Here is a 20,904-nt window from a genome sequence, read left to right as displayed (position 1 = left end):
ACGGGGAAAGAATTTTCGGACGGGGGTTTCCGGACATTGTGCGGGAGGGCGTACGGGGCCCACGCGGCCGGGCTCGCCCCGACCGGGCCGCGCCGATCAGCACGGAGTCGTACGCTGGAGACCCCCGGCCCGTGCGACGTGCCGGGCGGTTCGCGTTGCCCACTCACTTCCGGTTAGTTGTCCACTCACTCCGGTTATCTGGACGGAAAGCCTTCAATGAGCCTGCACGGTCTGCTCGACGTCGTCGTCAAGGACTCGGCGCTCGCCGAAGCGGTCAAGGCCGCGACCGACGGCCACCGCATGCACGTCGACCTGGTCGGCCCGCCCGCGGCCCGGCCCTTCGCGGTGGCGGCACTGGCCCGCGAGTCCGGCCGCACCGTCCTGGCCGTGACGGCCACCGGCCGGGAGGCCGAGGACCTGGCCGCGGCGCTGCGGACGATCCTGCCGCCGGACGGCGTCGCGGAGTACCCGTCGTGGGAGACGCTGCCGCACGAGCGCCTCTCGCCCCGCTCCGACACGGTCGGCCGCCGCCTCGCGGTGCTGCGCCGCCTCGCCCACCCCCGCACGGACGACCCGGAGACCGGCCCGGTCTCGGTGGTCGTCGCGCCGGTCCGCTCCGTCCTCCAGCCGCAGGTCAAGGGCCTCGGCGACCTGGAGCCCGTGGCGCTGCGCACCGGACAGACCACGGACCTCAACGCGATCGTGGAGGCCCTCGCGGCAGCCGCGTACTCCCGGGTGGAGCTGGTCGAGAAGCGCGGCGAGTTCGCCGTGCGCGGCGGCATCCTCGACGTCTTCCCGCCCACCGAGGAGCACCCGCTGCGCGTGGAGTTCTGGGGCGACGACGTCGAGGAGATCCGGTACTTCAAGGTCGCCGACCAGCGCTCCCTGGAGGTCGCCGAGCACGGTCTGTGGGCGCCGCCCTGCCGTGAGCTGCTGCTCACCGACGAGGTGCGCGAGAAGGCAGCGGCCCTCGCGGAGCAGCACCCCGAGCTGGGCGAACTGCTCGGGAAGATCGCCGAGGGCATCGCGGTCGAGGGCATGGAGTCGCTCGCCCCCGTCCTCGTGGACGACATGGAACTGCTCGTCGACGTCCTGCCCAAGGGCTCCATGGCGGTGGTCTGCGACCCGGAGCGGGTGCGGACGCGCGCCGCCGACCTGGTGGCGACCTCGCAGGAGTTCCTCCAGGCCAGCTGGGCGGCGACGGCGGGCGGCGGCGAGGCGCCGATCGACGTGGGCGCGGCCTCCCTGTGGGGCATCGCGGACGTCCGGGACCACGCCCGCGAGCTCGACATGATGTGGTGGTCGGTGAGCCCCTTCGCCGCCGACGAGGAGCTCGACGAAGACACGCTCAAGCTCGGCATGCACGCCCCGGAGACGTACCGCGGCGACACCGCGAAGGCCCTCGCGGACACCAAGGGCTGGCTGGCCGACGGCTGGCGCACCGTCTACGTCACCGAGGCCCACGGCCCTGCCGCCCGCACCGTCGAGGTCCTCGGCGGCGAAGGCATCGCGGCCCGCCTCGACGGCGACCTCGGCGAGCTCACGCCCTCGCTGGTGCACGTCTCCTGCGGCTCGATCGACTACGGCTTCGTGGACCCGGCCCTCAAGCTCGCGGTCCTCACCGAGACGGACCTCTCCGGCCAGAAGGCGGCGGGCAAGGACGGCCAGCGCATGCCCGCGCGCCGTCGCAAGACGATCGACCCGCTGACGCTGGAGTCCGGCGACTACATCGTCCACGAGCAGCACGGCGTGGGCCGCTACATCGAGATGGTGCAGCGCACCGTCCAGGGCGCCACCCGCGAGTACCTCGTCGTGGAGTACGCCCCCGCCAAGCGCGGCCAGCCCGGCGACCGGCTCTACATCCCCACGGACCAGCTGGAGCAGATCACCAAGTACGTAGGTGGCGAGGCACCGACCCTCCACCGCCTGGGCGGCGCCGACTGGACGAAGACGAAGGCGCGCGCGAAGAAGGCGGTCAAGGAGATCGCCGCCGACCTCATCAAGCTCTACTCCGCGCGGATGGCGGCGCCCGGCCACTCCTTCGCCCCCGACACCCCCTGGCAGCGCGAGCTGGAGGACGCCTTCCCCTACGCGGAGACGCCCGACCAGCTCACCACGATCGCCGAGGTCAAGGAGGACATGGAGAAGACGGTCCCGATGGACCGCCTGATCTGCGGCGACGTCGGCTACGGCAAGACGGAGATCGCGGTCCGTGCCGCGTTCAAGGCGGTCCAGGACGGCAAGCAGGTCGCCGTCCTCGTCCCCACCACGCTCCTGGTCCAGCAGCACTTCGGCACGTTCTCCGAGCGGTACTCCCAGTTCCCGGTCAGCGTGAAGGCGCTCAGCCGCTTCCAGTCCGACACGGAGTCGAAGGCGACCCTGGAGGGCCTGCGCGAGGGCTCCGTGGACATCGTCATCGGCACGCACCGCCTCTTCTCCTCCGAGACCAAGTTCAAGGACCTGGGCCTGGTCATCGTCGACGAGGAGCAGCGCTTCGGCGTCGAGCACAAGGAGCAGCTGAAGAAGCTCCGCGCCAACGTCGACGTCCTGACGATGTCGGCCACCCCCATTCCCCGTACGCTCGAAATGGCCGTGACCGGCATCCGCGAGATGTCGACCATCACGACGCCCCCCGAGGAGCGCCACCCGGTCCTGACCTTCGTCGGCCCGTACGAGGAGAAGCAGATCGGCGCGGCCGTGCGCCGCGAACTCCTCCGCGAGGGCCAGGTCTTCTACATCCACAACCGCGTCGAGTCGATCGACCGCGCGGCGGCCCGCCTGCGCGACATCGTCCCCGAGGCGCGCATCGCGACGGCCCACGGCCAGATGTCCGAACAGGCCCTGGAACAGGTCGTGGTGGACTTCTGGGAGAAGAAGTTCGACGTCCTGGTCTCGACGACGATCGTCGAATCGGGCATCGACATCTCCAACGCCAACACGCTGATCGTGGAGCGCGGCGACAACTTCGGCCTCTCCCAGCTCCACCAGCTGCGCGGCCGCGTGGGCCGAGGCCGCGAGCGCGGCTACGCCTACTTCCTCTACCCCCCGGAGAAGCCCCTCACGGAAACGGCCCACGAGCGCCTCGCCACGATCGCCCAGCACACGGAGATGGGCGCGGGCATGTACGTGGCGATGAAGGACCTGGAGATCCGCGGCGCCGGAAACCTCCTGGGCGGCGAGCAGTCGGGCCACATCGCGGGGGTCGGCTTCGACCTCTACGTCCGCATGGTCGGCGAGGCCGTGGCCGACTACCGCGCGTCCCTGGAGGGCGGTGTCGAGGAGGAGCCGCCCCTGGAGGTCAAGATCGAGCTCCCGGTCGACGCCCACGTCCCCCACGACTACGCCCCCGGCGAGCGCCTGCGCCTCCAGGCCTACCGCGCCATCGCCTCCGCCAACACGGAGGAGGACATCAGGTCCGTACGCGAGGAACTCACCGACCGCTACGGCAAGTTGCCGGAGCCGGTGGAGAACCTCCTCCTGGTGGCGGGCCTGCGCATGCTGGCCCGCGCGTGCGGCGTCGGCGAGATCGTCCTCCAGGGCAACAACATCCGCTTCGCCCCGGTGGACCTCCGCGAATCCCAGGAGCTGCGCCTCAAGCGGCTCTACCCCGGCACGGTCATCAAGGCGGCCGCCAACCAGGTCCTGGTCCCCCGCCCGAAGACCGCAAAGGTCGGCGGCAAGCCGCTGGTCGGACGCGAACTGCTCGGCTGGGTCGGGGAGTTCCTCACGTCGATCCTGGGGTCGTAGGGCGCGCCCCGGCCTCAGGGGGCGGTGCAGGCCGCCGCGATCGAGAGGCTGTTTTCGTAGAGGTGGTGCCGGGTGATCCGGCCGTTCTCCACCGTGAGGCGGAGGGCGAAGGGGCCCTCGAAGGACTTGCCGGTGGCGCGCACGGTGCCCGAGAGGTGGCCGAACAGGACGGCGTCCGTGCCGTCGACGAGGAAGGTGTCGAGGGAGGCGCTGGAGTCCTCGGGGACGGTGTGTTCGGCCAGCTCCGCGGACTGGGCGGCGCACTCGGCGCCGGTGGAGCGGGGGCGGATCCACGGCACCGCGGGGTTCTCGGCGAGCAGCCAGTCCACGTCGTCGGCGAAGAGCTCCACCATCCGGTCGGTGTCTCCGGCGATCCGGGCCTTGAGGAAGTCCTGGACGACGGTGCGGGTGTCGGTGGCGGTGTCGGCGCTCATGGGGCTCTCCTGGGGTGGGATCTCGGCTGATGTGGTCGATCCTGCCGGGGGAGAGGGGGACGGTCGATTACCGCGAAGGTAATCGTCAGCGGGCGAAGAGCTGGTCGTCCTTGTCCCGGCACAGGGCGTGGGCGGCGCCCATGATGCTGGAAGTCTGCTTCTTGGTGATGCCGAGCCGACGCGTGGACTTCTTGAACTGCTCGCCGAGAGCCGCGCCCCGGACGGTGCACAGCGCATCGCCCTCGGCGACGAGCGCGTCGTCGTCGATGTGGTCGAGGTCCGGGTGGTGCTCGCGCAGCGTTTTGAGGAAGAGGCCCGCTGCCGGGCCCTTCAGGCCGCGCCCCTGGGGGGTGGGCGCCGTGCTCGCCGACGGTGAGGCGCTCGCGGACGGAGGGGAGGAAGGGCCGGGCGAGCCGGACGAGTCGGAGCCTGACGCGTCGCACGCCGTCGTGGCGAAGGCGGCGGCGGTGAGCAACAACAGGGCGAGGCGCGGCGGACGCTTGTGCATGAATCTCCTGATAAGTAAGGAACAGGAGATAATCTCATGATCTTCCGCGCCGTGAGCCGGGGGCGTCGGCAAGTCCGGGGCGCCGTACGGTGGGAGCCGCGGAAGTCCGCCCAGGGGAGGGGAGAGCGCAGTGACGTTCGAGGTCGTGGGTCTGCACCGGTTTCCGGTGAAGTCGATGCTCGGGGACGAGCACGACCGGCTGGAGTTCGACGCGAGCGGCGTCGTCGGCGACCGGCTGTGGGCCCTTCGCTACCCCGACGGCAAGCTCGCCAGCGGGAAGCACCACCAGCGTTTCCGCCGCACCCCCGGCATGCTCGAACACCGTGCGACCTACGACGGCGACGGCCAGCCCGTCGTCCTCGCACCGGACGGCGCGACGCTGCGCCCCGGCGACCCGCGGATACCCGAACGCTTCGGCGAGGGCATCGAGTTGGTCCGTGCGGGCGAGGAGTCCCACAAGGACGTCTCTGCCGTCTCCCTCGTCGGCACCGCCTCGCTGCGCGCGCTCGGTGACCTGCTCGGTGACGCCGACCCCGTCGACGTACGGCGGCTGCGCAAGAACATCGTCGTGCGGACCGACGAACCGTGGATCGAGGAGAGCTGGGTCGGCCGCGAGATCACCCTCGGCGGCGGACAGGGGTCCGGCCCGCTGCGGCTGCACGTCGTCAAGCGCGTGAAGCGGTGCGTCATGGTCACCCAGGCCCAGCCCGGACTCCCCGTGGACAACCGCGTCCTGAAGACCCTCACCGCCGCCCGCGGCATGTGCATCGGCGTCCACACGGACATGGTGGCGCCCGCCCCGCTGGCCCTCGGCGACACGCTGGTCGTCCGATGAAGCGACGTATGGACGGACGTACGGACCGATACATGAACCGACGCACCACCTCGGCGCTGCTCGCCCTCCTCGCCGTGCCCGCGCTCCTCACCGGCTGTGAGACCGGCACCAAGGACAAGGGGGAGGGCGGCGCCGCCGGGGCCGACGCGAAGGCGGGGTCCGCGCTCGCCGCCGTCGACACGCTCACCGTCAAGGGCCGCGCGCCCAAGACCGGTTACGAGCGCGGCAGGTTCGGCACCGCGTGGGCCGACACCGACTCCAACCGCTGCCCGACCCGGGACGACATCCTCAAGCGGGACCTCAAGGACGTCAGGTACCAGGGCGGCGACTGCCGGGTGGCCTCCGGGACGCTCGCGCCCGATCCGTACACGGGCAAGGAAGTGACGTTCCGGCGCGGGCGCAGCCAGGTCGACATCGACCACCTCGTGGCCCTCTCCGACGCCTGGCAGAAGGGCGCCTTCCAGTGGGAGCCCGGCAAGCGCATCGCGTTCGCCAACGACCCGCTCAACCTCCTCGCCGTCGACGCGGGCCCCAACCGCGGCAAGGGCGACGGCGACACCGCGACCTGGCTGCCGCCGAACAAGGCGTACCGCTGTACGTACGTGGCCGGGCAGGTGGCGGTGAAGAAGAAGTACGGGGTGTGGGTGACCGGCGCCGAACGGGACGCCATGAGGAAGGTGCTCACGACGTGCCCGGCAGAGAAACTCCCGACCGGCAACGCCCCGACAACGGCCCCGCCCCGCTTCCACGCCCGCTGAGCCCGGACCCCTTGAGGAGTCCCCGAGGAGCCTTCGAAGTGGCCCCGAAGGGGCCTTCAAGGGGCGCGGGGAACTGCGCGACCAGCCACGACGAGCCCGCGGAAGACCGACCCGCGGAAAAGCAATACCGCCAACCCCGCGGGACGCGTACCGTCCCGACCCATGGACCTCAAGATCACGACCCTGGCCGAGCGCCCGGAACTCGCGGACCCGCTCTGGCGCATGGCCGGGGACTGGCCGGAGTTCATCCTGCACGACCCGGTCGGCTGGTCGCTGATCGGACGGATCGTCAAGGACCTCCCGGAGTACGTCCTGGTGGCCACCGACGGCGACGCGGACGGCAAGGTCGTCGCCCGGGGATTCAGCGTGCCGGTCGCGCTGCGCGACCGCGGAACCGGTGAACTCCCCGACGGAGGCTGGGACCAGGTGCTGCTGTGGGCCTTCTCGGACCTGCGCCACGGCAAGCAGGCCGACACGGTGAGCGCCATCGAGATCACCGTCGACCCCGAGGCGCAGGGCAAGGGGATCTCCGGGCGGATGCTCGCGGCAATGCGGGACAACGCCCGTGCCCGCGGCTTCACCGAGGTCGTCGCGCCCGTGCGCCCCAACGCCAAGCACCGCGAACCGGCGGCGCAGATCGACGAGTACGCGTACCGCACGCGGGAGGACGGCCTGCCGCACGACCCGTGGCTGCGGGTGCACGTGCGGGCGGGCGGCGTCGTCGAGAAGGTCGCGCACGCCTCCATGACCGTGTCGGGCTCGACCGCGCAGTGGCGGGAGTGGACGGGGCTGCCCTTCGACGCGGAGGGGCCGGTCGAGGTGCCGGGCGCGCTGGTGCCGGTCCACTGCGAGCCCGCCCGCGGCTACGCGGTGTACGTCGAGCCGAACGTGTGGGTGCGGCACACGCTGTGACGTCCCGCCGCCCGCCCGGCTACACCATGGACGGTGGCCGTCGGGCCCCTGCGGGCACCGGGGTCGATGTCCTCGACGGTTTCGAGCAGGTCGTCGAGGACGCACAGGTCGGCGAGGGACTCGGCGTCGCTCCCTGGAGATCCGCCGCCGCATCGGCCATCTGCTCCTCGCCCTCGGCGACCGGACCGCCGCCCACGACACGCTGGCGCGGCTGCTGCACGACGCGGAGCTGCTGCACGGGCCGGGGCATCCGTTCCCCGCTGAGGTCATGCGCACGCTGCAGTGGCTCGGACAAGTGCGCGGCTGACACCCGTACGGCGCGGTGCAGGGTGCCCCAACTCCCGGGAAATCGTTGGTCGAATAGGTGTCGAATGGCTGGCCGAGAAGACGGCCACTGCCTAACATCGATCACCGCAAGACTTTGTGCGCCCGCCCGTCGCCCGACCACCACCCCAGGTGGAGGCGCTTGCGCGCCACAGTGATTTGCACAATCTCCAACGGGAGGCTCACTTGCACCGCCGTCGTCGCACAGCGCTCATCCTCTCCGCGGCCGCGATCGCCGCGGCCCCCCTCCTCACCGCCTGCGGAGGCGAGGCGCACCCAGGTGCCGCGGCCGTCGTCGGCGGCGACCGCATCACGGTCGCGCAGCTGGAGGGCCGGGTGAACGAGGTGCGGGACGCGCAGCGGTCGGCCATCCCGGACGACGCGCAGTACTCGCAGGCCATCGCCAAGTCCGGCGGCCTCACCCGCAGCACGCTCCACACGATGGTCCTTGACAAGGTCCTGCACCGCGCGGCCACCGATGCCGGGGTGGACGTCACGCGCCGCGACATCCAGACCATGCGGACCGGCCTTGAACAGCAGGCGGGCGGCAAGAAGGCCCTGGAGCAGGGCTGGCTGCAGCAGTACAACGTCGCCCCGGCCCGCCTGGAGGGCAGCCTGCGCACGGAGATCGAGGCGCAGAAGCTCTCGGCGAAGCTGGGCGCGGACATGAACTCGCCGCAGGGCCAGGCGGTCTTCTGGAAGGCCCTGTCGGCCGCGTCGAAGAAGCTCGACATCGATCTGAACCCGCGGTACGGCACGTGGGACGTCGACAAGAACAAGCGCACGGACGCCAAGACGCCGTGGGTGCGCCAGGTCACCGAGGCCGGGGCCGGGTCGGGCGCGGCGGAACAGCCGGCGTAGGAGAGCGGGGAGGGCGGCGAGGGCGGCGCAGGGACGGGGTGCTGTCAGTGGGCTGGGTTACGTTCGACAGGTGAACCAGACCGAGACCCCGCCCCCGGCCGACTCCGCAGACTCCGCCGCTTCGGCCGACGAGTCCGTCGGCCGCGTGATCCTGCTGACCACCAGCCACCGGGTCGCGCCCGGCCTCCTGTCCTGGCCCGCCTGGCAGGCGCTGCACGACGCCGACGAGGTGCTGTGCGCCGACGCCACGCATCCGCAGCTGCCGTATCTGCGGGAGGCGGGCGTGCGGGTCGAGCAGGCGGAGCCCACCGCGCAGGAGCTGATCGACGCCTGCGCGGGCGGCCGCACGGTCCTGGTCGTCGCCACCGCCGAGGGCGACCGTCAGCTCACGGACGGCCTGGCCCGGCTCGCGGGCTCGGGCCGCGTCGCCATGCCGGACCTGGAGCTCCTCCCCGCGTCGTACGACTTGCCGGGCGCGCGCCTGCTCGACCTGGTCCAGGTGATGGACCGGATCCGCGAGGAGTGCCCGTGGTCCTCCCAGCAGACCCACGAGGGCCTCGCGAAGTACGCGATCGAGGAGGCGTACGAACTCGTCGAGGCGATCGAGGACGGCGACAGGGAGGAGCTGCGCGAGGAGCTCGGCGACGTCCTGCTCCAGGTCGTCTTCCACGCGAGGATCGCGGAGGAGGCGTCCGGCGAGAGCGGTGACGAGGTGTTCTCCATCGACGACGTCGCGGGCGCCATCGTCGAGAAGCTGATCCACCGCCACCCGCACGTCTTCGGCGACGACTCGGCGCAGACCCCCGAGGACGTACGGGAACACTGGCTCCGCACGAAGGCGGAGGAGAAGCGACGCACATCCCTCACAGAGGGCATCCCCCTGGGCCAGCCCGCCCTGGCCTTGGCAGCCAAGCTCTCCTCCCGCGCCCGCACGGCGGCCCTCACGGTGCGACCCCCCACGGGGGAGGGCATCGGCTACGACCTCCTCACCCTGGCCCTGCGGGCCGACGCGGAGGGCGTGGACCCGGAGGCAGCACTGAGGGCAGCGGCGAGGACATACCGAGACGCGATCCTCGCGGCGGAGAACACGGGGGAGTAGGGGCAGCCCCTAGCGTCCCCCAGGGGCCCAGGGGCCCAGGGGCCCAGGGGCGCGGGGAACTGCGCGCCCAGCCACGACGAACCCGCACCCGACACCGCACCGACGCCGGATACCGTCACCCCATGCAAGACCAGCCGCCGCCCCCGCCCAAGGCCCAGGGGCCAGACCCCGCCCAAGGGCCAGAACTCTTCACCTGGGAGTTCGCCTCCGACCCCTACCCCGCATACGCCTGGCTCCGCACACACGAGCCCGTACGCAAGCAGCGGCTGCCCAGCGGGGTCGAGGCATGGCTGGTCACCCGGTACGCGGACGCCAAGCAGGCCCTCGCCGACCAGCGGCTCAGCAAGAACCCGGCCCACCACGACGAGCCCGCGCACGCGAAGAGCAAGACCGGGATCCCGGGCGAGCGCAGCGCCAACCTCATGACGCATCTGCTCAACATCGACCCGCCGGACCACACCCGGCTGCGCCGCCTCGTCTCCAAGGCCTTCACGCCACGCCGCGTCGCGGAATTCGCCCCCCGGGTACAGGAGCTGACGGACCAGCTCATCGACACGTTCGTGGCAGAGGGCAGTGCCGACCTCATCCACGAGTTCGCCTTCCCCCTCCCCATCTACGCCATCTGCGACCTCCTCGGCGTCCCCCGCGAGGACCAGGACGACTTCCGCGACTGGGCGGGCATGATGATCCGGCACGGCGGCGGCCCGCGCGGCGGCGTCGCCCGGTCGGTCAAGAAGATGCGCGGCTACCTCGCCGAGCTCATCCACCGCAAGCGCCTCGAACCCGGCGACGACCTCATCTCCGGTCTCATCAAGGCCTCCGACCACGGCGAGCACCTCACCGAGAACGAGGCCGCAGCCATGGCCTTCATCCTTCTCTTCGCCGGGTTCGAGACCACGGTCAACCTGATCGGCAACGGGCTGTACGCCCTCCTCACCCACCCCGAGCAGCGCGCCCGGTTCCAGAAGGCGCTGGCGGAGGGCGACACCGGGCTCCTGGAGACCGGCATCGAGGAACTGCTCCGTTACGACGGGCCCGTCGAGCTCGCCACGTGGCGGTTCGCGACGGAGGCGCTCACCATCGGCGGGCAGGATATCGCCGCCGGAGACCCCGTCCTCGTCGTGCTCGCCGCCGCGGACCGCGACCCCGCCCGGTTCGAGGATCCCGACACCCTCGACCTTTCCCGGAGTGACAACCAACACCTCGGATACGGGCACGGAATCCACTACTGCCTGGGCGCTCCGCTCGCCCGCCTGGAGGGCCTGACCGCCCTCACGACGCTGCTGCGACGCCTTCCCGACCTGCAACTCGCGGCGGAACCGGATGATTTGCGGTGGCGTGGCGGGCTGATCATGCGGGGACTGCGCACGCTGCCCGTGAAGTTCACAACCGCACAGACAACGGTGTCCGACTGACGGCCCGTCACGACTGTGATGTTCACGTGATCTCCGCTGCATCGACTTGTGACAAGCGTTCGACTGCGACTACGTTCACGACGACTTGAGCGCCCCCGGCGCCCAAGTCGTCGCTGCAGTCTCGTGAAAGGCACCCGCATGCTCTCCGGCTCTGGTCGTCACCGACGCCCCCGCCAAGCCCCGGCCATCATCGTCGCGGCAGGAGTCACCGGATCAGCCATCGCCATCCCACTGCTCGGCGCCACGAGCGCGAGCGCCGCCGACACCACGACGTGGGAGAAGCTCGCCGAGTGCGAGAGCGGCGGCGCGTGGAGCGCCAACCCCGGCAGCGGCTACTACGGAGGCCTCCAGCTCTCCCAGGAGAACTGGGAGGCGTACGGCGGCCTCGACTACGCGCCGAGCGCCGACCAGGCGAGCCGCTCGCAGCAGATCGCCGTCGCCGAGCAGATCCTCGACGACCAGGGCACCGCCGCCTGGCCGAGCTGCGCCCCGATCGCGGGCCTCACCCAGGACGGCGCCGCGGCCGACGTGGACCCGGGCGACCCGGTCACGCCGAAGCCCTCCGAGCCGTCCGGCTCGACAGGCCCCGACGGCTCCGACGACTCCAAGGGCGACAAGGACTCGGACAAGGGCTCGGACAAGGGCTCGGACGACGACTCCGGCAAGGCCTCCGGCAAGGACTCAGACAAGGGCAAGGGCAAGGGTGAGGAGGCCGGTGAGCCCTCGGACTCCGCCGACCCGTCCGACGGCCCGGAGAAGCCCTCCAGCGGCGCCGACGACTCCCGAGACAAGAATCACGACGAGTCAGGCGAAAAGGACGACAAGGGCGAAGCCGATGGCAAGGCCGACGGCAAGAAGGACGACTCCGGCAAGTCGGGCGAGGACGACGCCACTTCGCCCACGCCCGAGAAGTCGACCGACCCCGCCGACGAGGCGGACGGCTCCGACGACTCCGCGGGCCGCCACCGCGGCGACCGCGCGGACGAGAGCGAGGGCGCGGACGGCCGCTCCGGACGGCACGCCTCGCGCGGCGAGAACCGCTCCGGCGGAGTCGCCGATGGCGCCTACACGGTGCGCTCCGGAGACAGCCTCTCGGTCATCGCGGACGACCTCGGCGTCGACGGCGGATGGCACGAGCTCTACAGCGAGAACAAGAAGACCGTCGGGGGCGACCCGGACCTCATCCTCCCCGGTCAGAGCCTCGATCTGGGCGAAAAGTAACGGAAGTTGACGAAGAGTCGGGTGGGGGCTTCGCGCCGTATGTCTGGTTTGGCGCAAGTGAGAGATGGGTCTCAGAAGCCCTGATCGTCTTTGAAATTCCGGCGATCGCGTGTCTACGGTCGTCACCGCTCGCCACTGGTGGGCCCCGCCGGTCGGTACGCCGAATCCTGCCAACGGCCGGACGGGAACAGTCGTCGCTTTGAGCGCCGTAGGCAGGAGCGGGGGACCCAAGGTAAGTGCCGGAAACGGCTAGGGGTGAAGCCGCGCTCAAGGAGCGCGGCCGGGCAACCACATCGGCCCGAACCCGACAGCTCACCTCGCAGGCGTCGGTGAGGGGATCAACTCATGCTGTTTTCCAGCAAGGGCAAGCACCGCCGTCCGTCCAAGGCCACCCGTGTCGTCACGCTCGCCGGTGTCACCGGTGCCGCCGTGGCCGCCCCGCTGATGGCCGCTGGTTCGGCCTCCGCCGCCACCGGTGCCGAGTGGGACGCCGTCGCCCAGTGCGAGTCCGGCGGCAACTGGTCGATCAACACCGGCAACGGTTACCAGGGCGGCGTGCAGTTCTCGCCGTCCACCTGGGCCGCGTACGGCGGTACGAAGTACGCGCCGACCGCCGACAAGGCCTCCAAGGCCCAGCAGATCGAGATCGCCGAGAAGGTCCTCGCGGGCCAGGGCAAGGGTGCCTGGCCGAGCTGTGGCGTCGGCCTCTCGGGCGCCTCGCCCAGCAGCGGCGGCGGCTCGCAGGAGCAGGCCCCGCAGCAGCAGCAGGCCGCGCCGAAGCCGCAGCAGACGCAGCAGGCCCCGCAGCAGCAGGCCGCGCCGAAGCCGCAGCCCACGCCGCAGACCGAGACCAAGAAGACCGTCGAGACCCCGACCGGCAAGACGGTCAAGAAGGGCGACGGCGAGTACAAGGTCAAGACGGGCGACACCCTGTCCAAGATCGCCGAGGCCAAGCACGTCAAGGGCGGCTGGCACAAGGTCTACAAGCTCAACGGCGACATCATCGACAACGCCGACATGATCTACCCGGGCCAGCAGCTCCACCTGAGCTGACCCCACCCGGTAGCGGCCGTGCCTCGGCGGACGCACGGCCGTACCCCCGTCCCCACGGGCTCCCCGCCCCGGTGCGCGTATCCCCCGTACGCACCGGGGCGGGGCCATGTCTGCCCCCGCGTCCGCCCCCGCGTCGGCCCTCCGCTGTTCGCTACTAGCGAGTAGAAAACGTGGCCTTACGCCCGGTTTCCAAGGTATTTGGGCCCTCGTCCGTCCCAGGGGACGGGCGGTCGGCTGGCCGAAGGCCCGGAGCCCGTTAGGCTCAGGAGACGCAGGGCCGACGCGGCCCGCGTAAATGCGTCACATCCCAGAAGGAGATGCTCGTGCCGTCCATCGACGTCGTCGTAGCCCGGGAAATCCTGGACTCCCGAGGCAACCCCACGGTCGAGGTCGAGGTCGGCCTCGACGACGGCAGCACCGGTCGTGCCGCCGTTCCGTCCGGTGCCTCCACCGGTGCTTTCGAGGCCATCGAACTCCGTGACGGTGACCCCAACCGTTACATGGGCAAGGGTGTCGAGAAGGCCGTCCTCGCCGTCATCGAGCAGATCGGCCCGGAGCTCGTCGGCTACGACGCCACCGAGCAGCGCCTGATCGACCAGGCCATGTTCGACCTGGACGCCACCGACAACAAGGGCTCGCTCGGCGCCAACGCCATCCTCGGCGTCTCGCTCGCCGTCGCGCACGCCGCCTCCGAGGCCAGCGACCTGCCGCTGTTCCGCTACCTCGGCGGCCCGAACGCGCACCTGCTGCCCGTCCCGATGATGAACATCCTGAACGGCGGGTCGCACGCCGACTCGAATGTCGACATCCAGGAGTTCATGATCGCCCCGATCGGCGCGGAGTCCTTCTCCGAGGCCCTTCGCTGGGGCGCCGAGGTCTACCACACCCTCAAGAAGGTGCTGAAGACCAAGGGCCTGTCCACGGGCCTCGGCGACGAGGGCGGCTTCGCCCCGAACCTGGACTCCAACCGCGCCGCGCTCGACCTCATCATCGAGGCCATCAAGCAGGCCGGTTACGTCCCCGGCGAGCAGATCGGCCTCGCGCTCGACGTCGCCGCGTCCGAGTTCTACAAGGACGGCAAGTACGAGTTCGAGGGCAAGTCCCGCTCGGCCGCGGAGATGACCGAGTACTACGAGGAGCTCGTCTCCGCGTACCCGCTGGTCTCCATCGAGGACCCGCTGTACGAGGACGACTGGGCCGGCTGGAACGTCATCACCGAGCGCCTGGGCGACAAGGTCCAGATCGTCGGCGACGACCTCTTCGTCACCAACCCGGAGCGCCTGGCCCGCGGCATCGAGGAGGGCTCCGCCAACGCCCTGCTCGTCAAGGTCAACCAGATCGGTTCGCTGACCGAGACCCTGGACGCCGTCGAGATGGCCCAGCGCAACGGCTTCAAGTGCATGATGTCGCACCGCTCCGGCGAGACCGAGGACGTCACCATCGCCGACCTCGCGGTCGCCGTGAACTGCGGCCAGATCAAGACCGGTGCCCCGGCCCGCTCGGACCGCGTCGCCAAGTACAACCAGCTCCTGCGCATCGAGGAGATCCTCGACGACGCGGCGGTCTACGCCGGTCGCTCGGCCTTCCCGCGCTTCAAGGGCTGAGCTTCGGCACCTGACTGAGCAGGCAGCTCTCCCAGGCACGTAGTTACGTACGTCCCCGCATCCGGTCCCGTACCGTGTGCGGGGACGTACGCACGTATACGCGCAGCTCTGGGGAGGCGGAACCATGGCCAAGGCCGGGACCAAGGACCGGTTCTCCACCGCGACCCGCCTGCGGCTGCTCGGCGAGCAGACCGCGGAGCGCGTCTACCGCTCCCAGACCAAGCGGCAGGCGCGCCGCTCCCGGCTCACCGGCCGCGCCGCGCTCCTCGCGCTCGTGCTCTGCTCGCTGGTCGTCGCGCTCGCGTACCCGATAAGGCAGTACGTCTCGCAGCGCGCCGAGATCGACGACCTGCGCAGGCAGCAGGCCGAGCACCGCGCGGACGTCGAGAAGCTGCGCGACGAGAAGGCCCGCTGGCAGGACGACGCGTATGCGGAGCAGCGCGTCCGCGACCGCCTGCACTACGTGATGCCCGGCGAGACCGGGTTCACGGTGATCGACCCCGCGGCGGCGAAGAGCCGCCGTGCGGACCAGGGGGCGGCGACGCGCCCCTGGTACTCGAACGTCTGGGACGGCGTCGACAAGGCCGACCGACCCGACGACTGACCACTGACACGAAAGACAGGCATGGAAACGCCCCCGCCGAGCACCCCGCGCACCGAGCCCACCGACGCCGACGTCGAGGCCTTCAAGCAGCAGCTCGGCCGCCCGCCGCGCGGCCTGCGGGCCATCGCGCACCGCTGCCCCTGCGGACAGCCGGACGTCGTGGAGACGGCGCCGCGCCTCCCGGACGGGACGCCCTTCCCCACGACGTACTACCTGACGTGCCCGCGGGCCGCCTCCGCGATCGGCACGCTGGAGGCGAACGGCGTGATGAAGGAGATGTCGGAGCGGCTCACCACGGACGAGGAGCTGGCGAAGCAGTACCGTGCCGCGCACGAGGACTACATCGCGCGGCGCGACGCCATCGAGGTCCTGGAGGGCTTCCCGAGCGCGGGCGGCATGCCGGACCGCGTGAAGTGCCTGCACGTGCTGGTCGGCCACTCCCTGGCCGCGGGGCCCGGTGTGAACCCGCTGGGCGACGAGGCCATCGCGATGCTGCCGGAGTGGTGGGCGAAGGGCCCGTGCGTCACGCCGTGCGCCACTGAGGGTGCCGAGTGACCCGGGTCGCCGCCATCGACTGCGGCACGAACTCCATCAGGCTCCTGGTCGCGGACGCCGACCCGGAGACCGGCGAGCTGGTCGACCTGGACCGCCGGATGACGATCGTCCGGCTCGGCCAGGGCGTGGACAGGACGGGCCGCCTCGCTCAGGAGGCCCTGGACCGCACCTTCGCGGCCTGCCGTGAGTACGCCGCGGTCATCAAGGAGCACGGCGCCGAGCGCATCCGCTTCGTCGCCACGTCCGCGTCCCGCGACGCCGAGAACCGCGACGACTTCGTCCGGGGCGTCCTGGACATCCTGGGCGTCGAGCCGGAGGTCATCACCGGCGATCAGGAGGCGGAGTTCTCCTTCGCCGGCGCGACCAAGGAACTGGCGGGCCGCGACGACCTGGCCAAGCCCTATCTCGTCGTGGACATCGGCGGCGGCTCCACGGAGTTCGTGGTCGGCACGGACCGGGTGGAGGCCGCCCGCTCGGTCGACGTCGGCTGCGTCCGCATGACCGAGCGGCACCTCGTGCGCGACGGCGCGGTCACCGACCCCCCTGCGCCCGAGCAGCTCGACGCGATCCGCGCGGACATCGAGGCCGCCCTGGACCTCGCCGAACGCACCGTCCCGCTCAAGGAGGCCCGCACGCTGGTCGGCCTAGCGGGCTCGGTCACCACGATCGCGGCAATCGCCCTGGACCTCGACGAGTACGACTCACAGGCGATCCACCACGCCCGCATCCCGTACGACCAGGTCAACGCGATCGTGGACCGCCTGACCCACGCCACCCACGCGGAGCGCGCCGCGATCCCGGTGATGCACCCGGGCCGGGTCGACGTCATCGCGTCGGGCGCCCTCGTGCTGCTGGCGATCATGGACAGGGTCGGCGCCCGGGAAGTCGTGGTGAGCGAGCACGACATCCTGGACGGGATCGCGATCCACACGGCACTCGATGCGTGGTAGGAGGAGAGGGCGCTACAGGTTGCGGTAGACGTCCCGCCGGTCGCCCACTTTGACGACGAGGATGACGAGTTCCCCGTCGTTGATCTGGTACGCGACCCTGTAGTTGCCGACTCGGAGCCGGTAGAGCCCCGAGGGGCCGGTGAGCTTCTTGATGTCGGCGTCCTCGCGGTACGGATCGTCGCCGAGGGCGGTCAGTGCGGTCAGGATGCGCATGGCTTCGGGTCGGTCGATGGCCCGGATCTGCCGCTGTGCTGCTGTGGTGAACCGGAACGCGTACTTCACGCGGTGCCTTCACCGCGCTCGCTGAACAGGTCCGCCAGCAGCTCGGCCATCGAAATCGTGGGCTCGCCGTCGGCCAGAACTGCTTCCGCTTCACGGGCCAGCATCACGTCCGCCGCGTCTTCCAATGCTTCGAAGTCGGCGATTGGCACGACTGCGGCAACCGGCGCACCGTTGCGTGTGATGACGGTCGCGGTGCCTTCCTCGGCCTGGTTGATGTGTTTCGCGAGGTGTGCGCGTGCGTCTCTGACGGTCGCGGTGTTCTCGGTCATGGACTCAGTGTACGCGTTTGCGTGTACACGCCGCCAGGCGCAGGAGTCGCGTTCGTGAGCCATCCTCGACGGCACCGGCGGGCCATCGCCTGAGCGCGTCCTGTAGCGTCTGAGCGGTCGCCAGGGGGGTCCAAAGGCCCTCCGGCGACACTCCGTCGGGAAACTTCGTGAAGTTCTTCACAAGGAAAACGGCCCTGATGGACGAGGTTCCTCGGTGTTCGGCCACCTAAAGGGGGCATTCCGAAGGGTCGGGCCTGTAACGGGGATGCTTCGTGCGGGTGGCGGGAGTGTGACGAGGGGGCCCGGTTCGTTCGGGGCAGGGCCTCGGAGTGCAGCTCACAAGGGGTGCACAACGACTCGCGTGACACCGTGGTTCCCCACGGGCACCATGACCTGGGTCACGTGGGCGGCGAAGTGTAGCAGAGGCCCTTGGCATGCTTGTGAAGGGGCGCACGAGCGACCCCCGGCGGGCAGGTGGATACTCGATGGCATGAGCACCACGGAGCGTCCCAGGATCCTCGTAGTAGGCGGTGGGTACGTAGGCCTGTACGCAGCTCGGCGCATTCTCAAGAAGATGCGCTTCGGAGAGGCGACCGTCACGGTCGTCGACCCCCGGTCGTACATGACCTACCAGCCTTTCCTCCCCGAAGCCGCCGCCGGCAGCATCTCGCCTCGGCACGTCGTCGTACCGCTGCGACGCGTACTCCCGAGGGCCGAGGTACTCACCGGCCGGGTCACCACCATCGACCAGGACCGCAAGGTAGCCACGATCGCGCCGCTCGTCGGCGAGGCGTACGAGCTGCCTTTCGACTACCTCGTCATCGCGATGGGCGCGGTCTCCCGCACCTTCCCGATCCCCGGCCTCGCCGAGCAGGGCATCGGCATGAAGGGCATCGAGGAGGCCATCGGCCTGCGCAACCACGTCCTCGAGCAGCTCGACAAGGCTGACTCCACGACGGACGAAGAGGTCCGCCGCAAGGCTCTCACCTTCGTCTTCGTCGGCGGTGGCTTCGCGGGTGCGGAGACCATCGGTGAGGTCGAGGACATGGCCCGCGACGCGGCCAAGTACTACAACAACGTGAAGCGCGAGGACATGCGCTTCGTGCTGGTCGACGTCGCCGACAAGATCCTTCCCGAGGTGGGCCCGAAGCTGGGCGCCTACGGCAAGGAGCACCTTGAGGGCCGCGGCGTCGAGGTCTACCTGAAGACCGGCATGGACTCCTGCGTGGACGGCCACGTGGTCCTGAACAACGGCCTCGAGGTCGACTCCAACACCATCGTGTGGACCGCGGGCGTCAAGCCCAACCCGGCGCTGTCCCGCTTCGGTCTGCCGCTCGGCCCCCGTGGCCACGTCGACACCCAGACGACCCTCCAGGTCCAGGGCACCGACTACATCTGGGCCGCGGGCGACAACGCCCAGGTGCCGGACATGGTCGGCCGCAAGGCCGGCAACGAGAACGCCTGGTGCCCGCCGAACGCCCAGCACGCGCTGCGTCAGGCCAAGGTCCTCGGCGACAACGTGATCTCCGGCATGCGGGGCTTCCCGCAGAAGGAGTACAGCCACGCCAACAAGGGTGCGGTCGCCGGTCTCGGCCTGCACAAGGGCGTCGCGATGATCGTCATGGGCAAGATGAAGATCAAGCTCAAGGGCCGTCTCGCCTGGTACATGCACCGCGCGTACCACGGCATGGCGATGCCGACGTTCAACCGCAAGATCCGCGTCTTCGCGGACTGGACGCTGGGCATGTTCCTCAAGCGCGAGGTCGTCTCGCTCGGCGCCATGGAGACGCCGCGCGAGGAGTTCTACGAGGCGGCCAAGCCCGCTCCGAAGCCCGCCGCCAAGGCCGAGCCGACGGTCGCCCCCGTCGAGGAGAAGGCCAAGGCTTCCTGAGGCCCTCAGCACGAACCTGAAGGGGTCGCTCGCCATCCGTGGTGCGAGTGGCCCCTTCGGGCTTTTCTCCGTCCCGCAACCAGTCGCGCAACCAGCCGCACGACCGGCCGGATAACTAAGTGCCCTCTGCATCTTTTTTGCCTTTCCGTGACGCGGCAACGGGACTGCGCACGGCGCCCTTCGGTGTTTACGTGGTGTTGGACCCATCCACGGAGGTGTGCGCCATGCAGGACGCCGCACAGCGGCTGAAGACCCTCGCCGAGCAGCTCATGGGAACCCCACTGCCGGTACGTATCCGCGCCTGGGACGGGTCGGAGGCGGGCCCGCCGGGAGCCCCCGCCCTCGTCGTGCGCAACCGCAGGGCCCTGCGCCACATCCTGTGGAAGCCCGGCGAGCTCGGCCTGGCCCGCGCCTGGGTGGCCGGGGACCTCGACGTCGACGGGGATCTGTACGAAGCCCTGGACGCCATGGCGGAGTTGATCTGGGAGCGGGGTCCCCAGCAGGAAGAGGACTCCAAGAGCCTGCGGCAGTCCCTGCGCGACCCGCGGTTCCGCGCCGGGGTCCGCTCTCTCGTCGCCCTCTCCGCGCCCTTCCTGCCGCCCGCTCCACCCCCGGAGGAGATGCGCAGACACGGCCGCCTCCACCTGCACACCAAGGGCAGCGACCGCCGCGCCATCAGCCACCACTACGACGTCGGCAACGACTTCTACGAGCTGGTGCTCGGCCCCTCGATGGTCTACTCGTGCGCGTACTGGGAGTCGCCCGAAGGCACCCTTGAGGACGCCCAGCGCGACAAGCTCGAACTCATCTCCCGCAAGCTCGCCCTCAAGCCCGGCATGCGCCTGCTCGACGTCGGCTGCGGCTGGGGCTCCATGGCGGTGCACGCGGCGCGCGAGCACGGCGTGCGCGTCGTGGGCGTCACCCTCTCCCAGGAGCAGGCCGCCTACGCCCGAAAGCGGATCGCCGAGGAGGGCCTTACGGACCGGATCGAGATCCGCGTCCAGGACTACCGCGACGTACGCGACGGACCGTATGACGCCATCAGCTCCATCGGCATGGCCGAACACGTCGGAGCCGAACGCTATTTGGAGTACGCGAACGACCTGTACGCCCTCCTGCGCCCCGGCGGACGGCTGCTGAACCACCAGATCGCCCGGCGGCCGCAGACCGACGAGACGGCGTACTCCGTGGACGAGTTCATCGACGCCTACGTCTTCCCCGACGGGGAGCTGGCGCCCGTGGGTACCACCGTCTCGCTCCTGGAGCGGGCGGGCTTCGAGGTCCGCGACGTGGAGACCATCCGCGAGCACTACGCGCTCACGCTGCGCCGCTGGGTCGCGAACCTGGAGGCGCGCTGGCCGGAGGGCCAGCGGCTGACCTCGCCGGGCCGGGCCCGCATCTGGCGGCTCTACATGGCCGCCTCCGCGCTGGCCTTCGAACGCAACCGCATCGGCGTCAACCAGGTCCTGGCCGTGCGCACCCCCGAGAGCGGTGCCTCGGGGATGCCGCTGCGGGCCCGCGACTGGCGGTAGGCCTACGTAAGTGGGCCCCGGACGCGTCGTCGACGTCCGGGGCCCCTTCA

19 protein-coding genes, 1 pseudogene and 1 riboswitch are annotated in these 20,904 nt (G+C 70.5%); of the genes and pseudogenes, 16 read left to right on the top strand and 4 right to left on the bottom strand.

Annotated elements, in window-relative coordinates; translation table 11 throughout:
- Positions 1-216 precede the first annotated feature (216 nt).
- Positions 217-3,747: a transcription-repair coupling factor gene (gene mfd / locus AC068B_RS16675; RefSeq protein WP_478672237.1), complete on the top strand. Its 3,531-nt coding sequence runs from the start codon at positions 217-219 to the stop codon at positions 3,745-3,747.
- 14 nt (positions 3,748-3,761) lie between these two features.
- Here mfd and AC068B_RS16670 read toward each other — a convergent pair whose 3' ends face one another.
- Positions 3,762-4,181, bottom strand: a complete 420-nt coding sequence (locus tag AC068B_RS16670) for a nuclear transport factor 2 family protein (RefSeq protein ID WP_478672236.1) — start codon at positions 4,179-4,181, stop codon at positions 3,762-3,764.
- A gap of 85 nt (positions 4,182-4,266) precedes the next feature.
- Positions 4,267-4,689 carry a hypothetical protein gene (locus AC068B_RS16665; protein WP_478672235.1) on the bottom strand — a complete coding sequence of 141 codons (423 nt, stop codon included), beginning with the start codon at positions 4,687-4,689 and terminating at the stop codon, positions 4,267-4,269.
- A gap of 130 nt (positions 4,690-4,819) precedes the next feature.
- Here AC068B_RS16665 and AC068B_RS16660 point away from each other — a divergent pair, with 130 nt between their 5' ends.
- From AC068B_RS16660 to AC068B_RS16600, 13 genes and pseudogenes are all read left to right on the top strand, one after another.
- Entirely contained in the window at positions 4,820-5,524 is a 705-nt protein-coding gene (locus AC068B_RS16660; RefSeq protein ID WP_478672233.1) for an MOSC domain-containing protein, read from the top strand.
- A 32-nt stretch (positions 5,525-5,556) separates the two neighbouring features.
- Positions 5,557-6,282, top strand: a complete 726-nt coding sequence (locus AC068B_RS16655) for an HNH endonuclease family protein (RefSeq protein WP_478672231.1) — start codon at positions 5,557-5,559, stop codon at positions 6,280-6,282.
- 162 nt (positions 6,283-6,444) lie between these two features.
- Positions 6,445-7,194, top strand: coding sequence for an N-acetyltransferase (locus AC068B_RS16650; RefSeq protein WP_478672229.1), 750 nt, complete (start codon positions 6,445-6,447; stop codon positions 7,192-7,194).
- A 136-nt stretch (positions 7,195-7,330) separates the two neighbouring features.
- Positions 7,331-7,501 (top strand): annotated as a pseudogene (locus AC068B_RS16645) (serine/threonine protein kinase); the annotation flags it as partial.
- A 203-nt stretch (positions 7,502-7,704) separates the two neighbouring features.
- Positions 7,705-8,379 carry a SurA N-terminal domain-containing protein gene (locus AC068B_RS16640; RefSeq protein WP_478672228.1) on the top strand — a complete coding sequence of 225 codons (675 nt, stop codon included), beginning with the start codon at positions 7,705-7,707 and terminating at the stop codon, positions 8,377-8,379.
- A 70-nt stretch (positions 8,380-8,449) separates the two neighbouring features.
- A complete protein-coding gene (locus AC068B_RS16635) occupies positions 8,450-9,478 on the top strand; it encodes a nucleoside triphosphate pyrophosphohydrolase (protein ID WP_478672227.1) in 1,029 nt (342 codons plus the stop codon).
- Positions 9,479-9,600: 122 nt separating this feature from the next.
- Positions 9,601-10,893: a cytochrome P450 family protein gene (locus AC068B_RS16630; RefSeq protein ID WP_478672225.1), complete on the top strand. Its 1,293-nt coding sequence runs from the start codon at positions 9,601-9,603 to the stop codon at positions 10,891-10,893.
- Between the two features lie 138 nt (positions 10,894-11,031).
- Positions 11,032-12,114 (top strand): LysM peptidoglycan-binding domain-containing protein, encoded by a 1,083-nt coding sequence (locus AC068B_RS16625; RefSeq protein WP_478672224.1) that lies wholly within the window; start codon positions 11,032-11,034, stop codon positions 12,112-12,114.
- A gap of 194 nt (positions 12,115-12,308) precedes the next feature.
- Positions 12,309-12,455, top strand: a riboswitch (cyclic di-AMP (ydaO/yuaA leader).
- 4 nt (positions 12,456-12,459) lie between these two features.
- The gene (locus AC068B_RS16620) at positions 12,460-13,167 is read left to right on the top strand and encodes a transglycosylase family protein (RefSeq protein ID WP_478672223.1); all 708 of its coding nucleotides are present in this window, start codon (positions 12,460-12,462) and stop codon (positions 13,165-13,167) included.
- A gap of 317 nt (positions 13,168-13,484) precedes the next feature.
- The gene (eno, locus tag AC068B_RS16615; RefSeq protein WP_478672221.1) at positions 13,485-14,771 is read left to right on the top strand and encodes a phosphopyruvate hydratase; all 1,287 of its coding nucleotides are present in this window, start codon (positions 13,485-13,487) and stop codon (positions 14,769-14,771) included.
- A 124-nt stretch (positions 14,772-14,895) separates the two neighbouring features.
- Positions 14,896-15,375, top strand: coding sequence for an FtsB family cell division protein (locus AC068B_RS16610; RefSeq protein ID WP_356263016.1), 480 nt, complete (start codon positions 14,896-14,898; stop codon positions 15,373-15,375).
- Between the two features lie 21 nt (positions 15,376-15,396).
- Positions 15,397-15,930: a DUF501 domain-containing protein gene (locus AC068B_RS16605; protein WP_468563397.1), complete on the top strand. Its 534-nt coding sequence runs from the start codon at positions 15,397-15,399 to the stop codon at positions 15,928-15,930.
- Complete coding sequence (locus AC068B_RS16600; protein WP_478672220.1) at positions 15,927-16,880, top strand: Ppx/GppA phosphatase family protein; 954 nt, start codon at positions 15,927-15,929, stop codon at positions 16,878-16,880. The genes AC068B_RS16605 and AC068B_RS16600 overlap by 4 nt, the downstream gene beginning before the upstream one ends.
- A gap of 12 nt (positions 16,881-16,892) precedes the next feature.
- Here AC068B_RS16600 and AC068B_RS16595 read toward each other — a convergent pair whose 3' ends face one another.
- Positions 16,893-17,162: a type II toxin-antitoxin system RelE/ParE family toxin gene (locus tag AC068B_RS16595; RefSeq protein ID WP_169138979.1), complete on the bottom strand. Its 270-nt coding sequence runs from the start codon at positions 17,160-17,162 to the stop codon at positions 16,893-16,895.
- Complete coding sequence (locus AC068B_RS16590; RefSeq protein WP_478672219.1) at positions 17,159-17,431, bottom strand: type II toxin-antitoxin system Phd/YefM family antitoxin; 273 nt, start codon at positions 17,429-17,431, stop codon at positions 17,159-17,161. Before AC068B_RS16590 ends, AC068B_RS16595 begins: the two co-directional genes overlap by 4 nt.
- Before the next feature lie 490 nt (positions 17,432-17,921).
- Here AC068B_RS16590 and AC068B_RS16585 point away from each other — a divergent pair, with 490 nt between their 5' ends.
- Complete coding sequence (locus tag AC068B_RS16585) at positions 17,922-19,322, top strand: NAD(P)/FAD-dependent oxidoreductase (RefSeq protein ID WP_359346320.1); 1,401 nt, start codon at positions 17,922-17,924, stop codon at positions 19,320-19,322.
- Positions 19,323-19,546: 224 nt separating this feature from the next.
- Positions 19,547-20,854: a class I SAM-dependent methyltransferase gene (locus tag AC068B_RS16580; RefSeq protein ID WP_478672218.1), complete on the top strand. Its 1,308-nt coding sequence runs from the start codon at positions 19,547-19,549 to the stop codon at positions 20,852-20,854.
- Positions 20,855-20,904 lie beyond the last annotated feature (50 nt).

The organism is Streptomyces sp. NPDC042371, assembly GCF_056437465.1.
This window is presented reverse-complemented; position numbering and strand designations above follow the sequence as displayed.